Here is a 10004-nt window from a genome sequence, read left to right as displayed (position 1 = left end):
TTGCGGTGGCGCTGGTGACGCTACTGTACCTGCCCGCGGTCTCGTGTGTAGAAAATCTTTCGAACGAACCCGATGTCGATACCGGCGGCACGGGGAAATTAGTCCCCCTTCGTTTCTCCGCATCGGTAAAGGGGGCGGGAGAAATTCCCGCGTCTGCCGGGTCGAGGACGATAATGCCATGGAATGATCCTGACTATACGATTTGGAGTGGGGATTATGAGTATGACTTTACAACCTATATAGGAGTGATGGGAATGACCATCACCCAGTATCCGGAGGGCGGCGAAATCTTTTTCGGTTCTGTGAAAACGACGGGCGGTACCCTCAACGATGCGCGTTGGGTATATTATGCTGAGAAGCCGGATGGAGCCGTAAGACCGGAGTGCTATGCCGGTAAAAAGATACGGGTCGTTTTTTACGGCCCTCTGGATTCGAAAATCCCCGGTATAAAGGGTCTCGGCTTCGATTTTACCGGTGACCTCCGCGGGGATGATAATGGTCAACCTGATTACATTTATTGCGACACCACCTACGTAGTGCCCGAAAACGGAGAGCCGATAGAATTGAAGATGAAGCACGCCTTCGCCTATATCCGGATAAACGTGACCAAATCGCTCGACAAAGATAGGCACAAGCTCTCTCAGGTCGATCTCGACAATATGGGCGACGTGTGGATAAAAAACAAAGGTTATATCAACCCCGCCACGGGCGATACGGTGTCGGGTGCCGACTACCCCGAGCTGCGCTCGCAGGCGGGTCCCCTCTCGTATGGAGGCACATGGGAGCTTGATCTGAACGATCCCTCAGTACGTGATTTCTTCGTGCCGGCCTTTATGAGCGATACGCTCAAAGACGAAACGGTGGTGATCGCGCTCACGGTGAACGGTAAGAAAAAGATATTTCCCCTGCGGCGCAACCACCTCAACCACGAGCGGCGTAACGGAAAAGACTACTACGGTTTTGCCCCGGGGTATAAAAATACCTACAACGTGGTGTACGACAATACGGCCATGCGGCTCATCCTTACCGACTGGAACACCGTCAACCGCGACGGCGACTTCGGCATACCTCCCTCCGGCGTGAAGGGGATAGAATTCACTTATTTGCTGCAAAATGAATGGAATTATTTCCCGACCATGGGTTCTCTCGCAATAGGCGACCATAGATACGATAGCTGGCTGTCTACGGTAGCCCTCGGTAACAACGGGATTTATGTCGACGGTACGGATGCGCATAAAGCAAATTATTCAGGTGCGATATTGGACCGAGGGGGAGCCGGTGACAAAAATGTGTACGAAAAAGAAAAACCTTCCGCCGACTTTTTTATGACCCAAGAGAATGTAAGCACCGTACCGGTGCCCTGGGAAGGAGCCGACGGGGCGCTCATCGCCAAAGAATTGTGCCGCAAATACCGGGGCGGCGGTTTCACCAACTGGCGTCTGCCTCGCGCATCGGAGTTTCGTATGATCCCCGTTTCTTATACGTATGGTAATAAGTATGAGAGCCTGAATTTTGGCACTGCAAATACAACCGATACTTACTGGACGGCTACCGAAGCCTCTGCTACGACGGCCTGGACGATATATATCACGGATACCGCTGCTCCTGTTAACAAACTACCGAATTTGGATGTCCGCAACAAGAAAACCACGCTGGCGAGCGTACGCTGTGTGCGGGATAATAAGAAATAATGACGGAGGGGGTGTTTAGGTATGAGCATAAAAAAGTTCTAAAGCCATTTATTAAAATAAATAAGGGTAAGCTATTAAAAATAAATAACTTACCCTTATTTGCGGAGTGAGGGGGATTCGAACCCCCGAACCGCTTTAGGCGATTACACGCTTTCCAGGCGTGCCTCTTCAACCACTCGAGCATCACTCCATGAAGATCGTTTCGTAAAACGAACCGCAAAAGCAGTGCAAATATAATCTTTTTTCCTTATCTGGCCAATTTACCGGCTTTTTCTTTTATGACGATAATGGGGATTAAAATTTTACGGTGATATTTCCTCCGATAGTAAACGGGCGTCCCTGCTGCACGAATCCGTTATTGTGTGTAAGGTCTTGGGCATTCATAACATCGAAATAAAAAGCCTGATACCGTTTGTTCAACAGGTTTTTACCCCATATTCCCAGTTCGATGCACCCCTTGGTAAAAGAAATATTTCCGTCGATGAGGTCATAATAAGGTTGAGATACATTATTCGCTTCGTTCCAGTAAATACGTCCCCGGCCGATATATTGAGCGTTGATATTGATGTTATCGAGCCACCGGCAGTTAACGGGTATCGAATAACCTCCGGTTATGGCCAGAGTATGTTTCGGAGCGAAAGGTACATAGTTATCTTTATAATCGGTTTCCCCATCGTGGTTATTGATGAATTTAGCATAGGTAAAGCCATAATTTATACCGAATTGCAGGTTATCGACGGGAGTAATGCGAAGGCTGGCTTCTAACCCTTTGCTCGACGAATGTCCCGAATTTTTAGTGATACGGCCATAGCCGCTTACGACTGAGATTTGCTGGTTACGGCAATCGATATAAAATGCCGACAAGTCTATCGAAACGCGTTTCTCCCATAGTTGTGTGCGACCTCCGATTTCGTAATTCCAGCTATGCTCGGGTTTGTAAGAGATAACATCGTTTACGCTGATCTCGGAATTATTCCCATTCCCGGGAATCGATCCTCCGCCTCCGGGAATCTGGCTCATCCCCTCTTCCATAATTTTAGTTCTGATCTGATCCTGAATCAGGTTCGAAAACATCTGGAAATTATAACCTCCCGATCGGTATCCGCGAGTTACCGAGGCATATACAAACCATCTGTCGTCGGGCATATATTTCAGTTCGAATTTCGGTAATAATTCCCACGTATTCATTTCTTCTTTCCCGTTTAATTCTAATGGGATGGGAGAGAGGGAAACCGGAATCGTAGTGGGGCCCATTTTTATATTCATGTGACTTTGCAAGGGGGCGGTAGAATGCGTGTCGTGTTTTATTTGTGTATGTTCGTAGTCGAGGCGTAAACCCACGGTTCCCGATAATTTACAGGGGAAATTGTAAGTCATCTGTTTAAACACCGCCATACCGTAAGTAGGTGTTTTATAAATGCCGTCGACGTATAGGTTTTCGTTTTCCACATCCAGAGTGATATCCGGCATACGGGGATTATTTTCTTTTAATGAAGCGAGTTGTTTGTTCGTCTGGCCTTCGATAAGATATTTTATTCCGTCTTCTTTAAAATTTACCGGTCCGTCGGTGCGCAGGTTCTGATAAAAACCGAAAACACCGGCGACCCATTGTAATGGTTTTTCCGATAGTGATTTAAACGCTATTTCCTGTGTAAAAGCATGTTGTAACTGCTTTTGCTGTAAGGTAAAGACCGAAAGAGGCGTAAAATCCTGGTCCATATGCAGGTTGTCTTTCAGATATTGGTATCCGGTCGTAGAACTTAGAATAAACCGGTCGTGTATAAATTGCAGGAAAATACTGTTGGTCGAAAGGTTTCGTTCGTACGAGGACAGATCGTTATAACTTATTTCTTGCCAGTTATTTGTTTCTTCTTCATACATTTTGTAAGGGTAACCGTCCTGTTTGCTGTATTCGAAATCGGAAGTAAAATTAATTTTCAATCTTCGGTTTATTCTCCACTGAACCTGTGCTCTACCTCCGGCAACTTCTGAAATGTCTGATCGTTTTCCGGTCGTTATATTCTTGAAGTATCCGTCGTCTTTACGATATTGTCCGCTGATTGAAAACGCTATCTTATCGTTAATTTTATGACTATGGGATATTGCGGCCTGCCATGCATTGTAATTCCCATAGCCGGCTTTTATTTTGGTCCCCTGATAATCGAATGGCGATTTGGTGTATATGTTTATAAGTCCGGCCATAGTATTGCGACCGTATAATGTTCCTTGGGGACCACGTAAAACTTCTATTTTTTCGATATCCAGGAAATCGAAGTCAAAAGCACTTTTGTCGAGATAAGGGACATTATCGACGTTTAGACCCACTGCCGGAGAATTTATACGCGAACCTATTCCTCGGATATATACCGAAGAGATGAGTTTAGAGCCGTAATCGGGAATAAACAGATTCGGAGCGAGAGTCGAAAGGTCTTTCATCGAAGTTACGTTCATACTCTCGATTTTGTTTTCTCCGAATATCGAGACAGATCCCGGGAATCCGAACGCTTTAAGTTCTGTCTTGGGATTAGATACGATTTCGATTTCGTGAAGATAGAAGTTCCGGTAGGAAGACGAATCGTTCTCGGTTTTATCTGCATAATAAACCGGAAAAGCTGTAGCTGGTAATAAAATTAAATAAAAAGACAGTAAACGTTTTTTCATAAGTTTGTAGTTCTTATTTATTAACATTAAACAGGAAATAAACCTCCCGGTTTTTCGTTAACAAAGAAATTGCTAAAAAATAATGCGTACAATCACTATATGTAGTGATTTTTAGCAATAGAAAAAAGGCGGTCTCTTTTTTTTGTCGTAAATTAGCCGCCGAATCTGAATTTCGGTCATCGCTTTGTTACCCTGATTATAATGCAACCTTACAACGAAGAGGAAATAATAGAACAATTGCAACGTCCCGAAACGTGTCGTAGCGCGTTCGGTCGTGTCGTACAATTGTATAGTGAACCGTTGTATTGGCAGATACGTAAAATGGTGATATCGCATGATGATGCCGATGATCTTCTGCAAAATACTTTTTTGAAGGCCTGGACCAATATTGCTTACTTTCGTGCTGAGGCCCGGTTATCGACTTGGTTATATCGTATCGCGGTAAATGAATGCCTAACCTTTCTTAATCGCCAGCGACAGCAACAGAATATTTCTATAGACGACGGAGATTTGTTTCTGACCGATCGTCTCGAAGCCGATGAATGGTTCGATGGAGACGAGCTGCAAAAGCGTTTTCAGAAAGCCCTGCTTCGTTTACCCGAAAAACAACGCCTTGTTTTTAACATGCGTTATTACGACGATATGAAATACGAAGATATTTCTCAGGTATTGGGGACTTCGGTTGGAGCGCTCAAAGCGTCTTACCATCATGCTGCCAAAAAAATTGAGGAATATTTGTCGTCCGAAGATTAAACCTTTTGGATTAATTGCTGTCTAATAGACAAGATATATGGGAAAAGATAAGAATATATTGAAACAGTTTGACCGGAAAAGCGGATTTAAAGTCCCGGAAGGTTATTTCGAGTCTTTCAACGAGCGGTTGATGCAACAGTTGCCCGAGCAAGAGCTTAATGTCAAATCCGTTACATTGTGGGATCGGATTAAGCCTTTTGTGTATATGGCAGCCATGTTTGCCGGCATTGCCCTGATGATAAGGTTGTTTGTTACCGGGTCTTCCGACGGTTCTGTAATGAATACGGGCAGTGAAATGGCTACGACTGTTTCTCCCGAAAGTCTGGTCGATGATTATATTTTATATACGCAGGTCGACGATTATTCATTGTATGAATATTGGGCTGAAAATATCGATAGTAAATAAATAAAAAAATGAGACGCTTTATTATTTTTCTGTTGTTGATTACCCTTTCGGCAGGTTATTCTTATGCTCAAGGTCCGGCGAATAATGCGCAAAAGCAACGTTTCGAACAATTTCGGGCCGAGAAAAAAGCATATCTTACCCAGGAAATCGGACTTACTCCTGCAGAACAGAAATTATTTTTTCCGTTATACGACGAGTATCAGTATAAAAAATTTAAACTCGGTCGGGAAACTCGAATGAAAGTAAGAGACATTGGCCGTAGCCAATCGAAAGTATCGGAAGCCGAGTATAAAGCTGTGGCTGATGCAATGGTCGAATTACCCGTTAAAGAAGCACTTTTGGATAAAGAATATTATGAAAGGTTTAGTAAATTCCTTTCTCCCGAGAAATTATTTTTATATCGTAAGGCCGAGTTGACTTTTTCGAAAAAGATACTTAACGATCGGCAGAAGGCAGCGAATAGAAAACGCTGATAAAAATTGAAAGTTTATTTATCCCCCTACATTCAAATAAAGATGTAGGGGGATATTTATTTAAAAAAACAAATTATTGTATTTATAACTCTTTTCTTTAACTTTGTAAACTAAACATAAGGATTAAATAACATGAATGATCAGATAAAGCAAATTGCCGAGCGTTTAGCCGGTTTACGGGATGCCCTGGATATCGGTGCACGGGAAATGGCTGCTTCTTGCGGAATTTCAGAAGAGCAGTATCTTGCTTACGAAAGCGGTGAAAAAGATATTCCGGTCAGTACACTTCATCAGATAAGCGTTAAATACGGAATAGATCTTTCTGCTCTGATGTTTGGCGACGAACCTCGCATGAATGCTTATTTTCTGACGCGTGCCGGGAAAGGTGCAGCCGTAGAACGTACTAAAGCTTATAAATACCAGTCTCTGGCTGCGGGTTTTATGAACCGTAAGGCCGATCCGTTTATCGTTACGGTAGAACCTAATGCCGATTCGGTGCCGGTGCATTTAAATACTCATCCGGGACAGGAATTCAATCTGGTTATAGAAGGGCGCGTATTATTGCAGATTGGGGATAAGACGCTGGAACTCGGTCCTGGGGACAGTATTTATTTCGATGCTAATAGGCCTCATGGAATGAAAGCACTCGATGGAAAGACCGTAAAATTTTTGGCTGTTATTATTTAATTATCCGATTTTGCCGATTATCGGCATTAAGCAGAATCCCGACGATATGTTAGAAAAATTTATAAATAAAACCTCGTTTTCTTCTCAGGAAGATTTTATGCAGAACTTTAAAGTTAAAGTTCCTTTCGATTTTAATTTCGGTTACGATGTAGTGGATGAATGGGCAAAAACGCATCCGGATAAAAAAGCCCTTTGCTGGACGAATGATAAAGGTGAACATATCGATTTTACCTATGCCGATATTAAACGGGAAAGTGATAAAACCGCTTCTTATTTTCAATCGTTGGGAATCGGACACGGTGATATGGTGATGCTTATTCTTAAGCGCCGCTTCGAATTTTGGTTCTCGATTATCGCTTTACACAAATTGGGTGCTGTATGTATCCCGGCTACTCATTTACTTACCGAAAAAGATATTATTTACCGGTGCAATGCTGCCGATATAAAAATGATCGTGGCTGTAGGTGAAGATATTGTTACGGGACATGTCGATCGTTCTGTAAAGGACTCCCCATCGTTACGGCATCGGGTTTCAATCGGACCATCGATTCCCGAAGGTTGGGATGACTTTCATAAGGGGATCGAGGCCGCTGCACCTTTTGTGAAGCCTGATCACATAAATAGCAATGAAGATATCTCACTGCTTTATTTTACTTCCGGCACTACCGGTAATCCCAAAATGGTGGCACATGATTTTACCTATCCCCTGGGGCATATAATTACCGGCAGTTTTTGGCATAATCTTCACGAAGACAGTCTGCACCTTACATTAGCCGATACGGGTTGGGGAAAAGCCGTATGGGGAAAATTATACGGACAATGGATTGCCGGAGCAAATGTTTTCGTTTATGATTTCGATAAGTTTACACCGGCCGATGTTTTGGAAATGATCGAGAAATATCGTATAACGTCTTTTTGTGCACCTCCGACTGTTTTTCGTTTTCTTATCCGGGAAGATATGAGCCGATACGATATTTCTTCTCTCAAATATTGCACTATTGCGGGAGAAGCTCTCAATCCTAAAGTGTATGAGGAGTTTTACCGGATAACCGGGATTAAATTGATGGAAGGTTTCGGCCAGACCGAAACGACACTTACCATCGCGACTTATCCTTGGGTGGAGCCGAAACCCGGATCGATGGGGATTGCTAATCCTCAGTACGATATCGATTTGCTTACGCCCGACGGTCGTTGGGCCGAAGATGGCGAGCAAGGGCAGATTGTTATACGTACCGAAAAAGGTAAACCGTTGGGTTTATTTAAGGAATATTATCGGGATAATGAAAAAACACGGGAGGCTTACCACGATAACGTGTATTATACAGGTGATGTGGCTTGGCGCGATGAAGATGGATATTATTGGTTTGTCGGTCGTGCTGACGATGTGATAAAGTCGTCGGGTTACCGTATCGGCCCTTTCGAGGTAGAAAGTGCACTCATGACTCATCCTGCTGTTGTCGAATGCGCGATTACCGGAGTTCCCGATGAGGTACGTGGCCAAGTAGTAAAAGCAACGGTGGTATTGGCTGCCGATTATAAAGCGAAGGCGGGCGACAGTCTTATCAAAGAATTGCAGGATCATGTTAAACGGGTGACAGCTCCCTATAAATATCCCCGCGTGATCGAGTTCGTCGAAGAATTACCTAAAACGATCAGTGGCAAAATACGCCGTGTAGAGATTAGAGATAAAGATAATAAATAATTTTTTAGAATGAGATGAATTTTTGTATTATGCCCAAAAATGATTGGTTTATAGGCGAACAGGATTCAGATCGGGGTAGAATAATTACCCGTGGACGCATTTTTAGGGGTAATCAACGAAATACGACACTTTATCCGATGAGGGTAGAAGTACAGTGGTTATATAAAGGAACTGCTGACGGAATGCCTACTGAAGAAGAAACGGCCGTTACCGATAAGGTAATGAATTTATTGACCGATCGTCTTGAAGATGAGTTGATTGCATGGCTGACAGCTGTACATACCGGAGGCAGACAGGCTGTTTTTGTATATTATACCCGTTCGGTAGAAGATTTGTCTAATCAGATTAATGCTACTTTCGGGGAATTTCCTCTTCTTCCTGTTAAAATCGGAGCGACCGAAGATAAAAACTGGAAAGAATATAACCGTATGCTGAAATCTTTCGGGATTACTTACGGATAATTAAGAAAAAATATAGATGAAAGAGAATAGTACATCTCCATACCAATATAAACGTGTTGTAATAAAGATCGGTAGTAATGTGCTGACCCGTAAGGACGGAACTCTTGATGTTACTCGTATGTCGGCTTTAACTGATCAGGTTTCCGAATTACATAAAGCGGGTACGGAAGTGATTCTCGTTTCTTCTGGGGCAGTGGCTTCCGGACGTAGTGAAATTAGAAAGCATGGAAAACTCGACGCTGTTTCTGCTCGTCAATTGTTTTCGGCTGTCGGGCAAGCTAAACTGATTAATCGGTATTACGAGTTATTCAAGGAACATGGGATTTTCTGTGGACAGGTATTGACGATGAAAGAGAGTTTTTCGACCCGAAGGCATTATCTTAATCAGAAACATTGTATGGATGTCATGCTCGAGAATGGTGTGATACCTATTGTGAATGAAAATGATACGATCTCGGTTACCGAGCTGATGTTTACCGATAACGACGAGCTTTCGGGGCTTATCGCAACGATGATGGATGCGGAAATCTTAATCATTCTCAGTAATATCGACGGTATTTACAATGGAGACCCCGGTAGTCCGGGAGCGGCGGTCATACGGGAAATAAAAAGTAAAAAAAATAATTTATCAGAATATATACAAGCGAGTCGTTCTTCTTTCGGTCGGGGTGGAATGTTGACCAAATGCAGTATAGCACAAAAAGTTGCCGATGAAGGAATTCCGGTAATCATTGCTAACGGTAAACGGGATGATATCCTGATCGATTTACTTCGGGTCGGTAGCGATACGGTATGTACACGTTTTATTCATTCGGGGAAATCTCCTTCGAGTATGAAAAAGTGGATTGCTCATTCCGAAGGTTTTGCTAAAGGAGAGATTCATATAAACGAAGGTGCTGCAGCGATGCTTCTTTCCGATAAAGCCGTTAGTTTGTTACCTATTGGGGTTACCCGTATCGAAGGAGTTTTTGAAAAAGACGATATCGTTCGTATATTCGATCATTGTAATCAACCGATTGGAGTGGGACGTGTAGCTTTCGATAGTGAGAAAGCTAAAAAACTGGTCGGAAGTCAGGGGGCTAAACCTTTAGTCCATTACGATTATTTATATCTTGATTGAATATATTAAAAAAATAAACCGGGCAGCCTTTTTCACACAAGCTGCCCGGT

9 protein-coding genes and 1 tRNA gene are annotated in these 10004 nt (G+C 43.2%); 8 read left to right on the top strand and 2 right to left on the bottom strand.

Features of this window, described 5'->3' with window-relative positions; all coding sequences use genetic code 11:
• On the top strand, nt 1-1691 hold a 1691-nt coding region (locus NMU02_RS09695), incomplete at its 5' end, for a fimbrillin family protein (protein ID WP_255027656.1).
• Between the two features lie 102 nt (nt 1692-1793).
• Here the strand turns inward: NMU02_RS09695 and NMU02_RS09690 are convergent.
• Nucleotides 1794-1881: transfer RNA gene (locus tag NMU02_RS09690), tRNA-Ser, on the bottom strand.
• Nucleotides 1882-1985: 104 nt separating this feature from the next.
• Complete coding sequence (locus NMU02_RS09685; RefSeq protein ID WP_255027655.1) at nt 1986-4352, bottom strand: TonB-dependent receptor; 2367 nt, start codon at nt 4350-4352, stop codon at nt 1986-1988.
• Nucleotides 4353-4553: 201 nt separating this feature from the next.
• On the opposite strand from NMU02_RS09685, the gene NMU02_RS09680 reads away from it, so the two are divergent.
• The 7 genes from NMU02_RS09680 to proB all read left to right on the top strand — a co-directional run bounded on the left by NMU02_RS09680 (nt 4554) and on the right by proB (nt 9954).
• Nucleotides 4554-5105, top strand: coding sequence for an RNA polymerase sigma factor (locus NMU02_RS09680; RefSeq protein WP_255027654.1), 552 nt, complete (start codon nt 4554-4556; stop codon nt 5103-5105).
• 37 nt (nt 5106-5142) lie between these two features.
• Nucleotides 5143-5511: a hypothetical protein gene (locus NMU02_RS09675; RefSeq protein WP_255027653.1), complete on the top strand. Its 369-nt coding sequence runs from the start codon at nt 5143-5145 to the stop codon at nt 5509-5511.
• An 8-nt stretch (nt 5512-5519) separates the two neighbouring features.
• A complete protein-coding gene (locus tag NMU02_RS09670) occupies nt 5520-5984 on the top strand; it encodes a hypothetical protein (RefSeq protein ID WP_255027652.1) in 465 nt (154 codons plus the stop codon).
• Nucleotides 5985-6116: 132 nt separating this feature from the next.
• The gene (locus tag NMU02_RS09665; RefSeq protein ID WP_255027651.1) at nt 6117-6671 is read left to right on the top strand and encodes a helix-turn-helix domain-containing protein; all 555 of its coding nucleotides are present in this window, start codon (nt 6117-6119) and stop codon (nt 6669-6671) included.
• A gap of 46 nt (nt 6672-6717) precedes the next feature.
• Nucleotides 6718-8373 (top strand): AMP-binding protein, encoded by a 1656-nt coding sequence (locus NMU02_RS09660; protein ID WP_255027650.1) that lies wholly within the window; start codon nt 6718-6720, stop codon nt 8371-8373.
• A 29-nt stretch (nt 8374-8402) separates the two neighbouring features.
• The gene (locus tag NMU02_RS09655; protein WP_255027649.1) at nt 8403-8834 is read left to right on the top strand and encodes a DUF695 domain-containing protein; all 432 of its coding nucleotides are present in this window, start codon (nt 8403-8405) and stop codon (nt 8832-8834) included.
• Between the two features lie 16 nt (nt 8835-8850).
• Nucleotides 8851-9954 (top strand): glutamate 5-kinase, encoded by a 1104-nt coding sequence (gene proB / locus NMU02_RS09650; RefSeq protein WP_255027648.1) that lies wholly within the window; start codon nt 8851-8853, stop codon nt 9952-9954.
• Nucleotides 9955-10004: the final 50 nt, after the last annotated feature.

The organism is Coprobacter tertius, assembly GCF_024330105.1.
Classification (GTDB): Bacteria; Bacteroidota; Bacteroidia; order Bacteroidales; family Coprobacteraceae; genus Coprobacter; species Coprobacter tertius.
The sequence above is the reverse complement of the archived record's forward strand: the minus strand, read 5'-3'. Positions and strand labels throughout refer to the sequence as shown.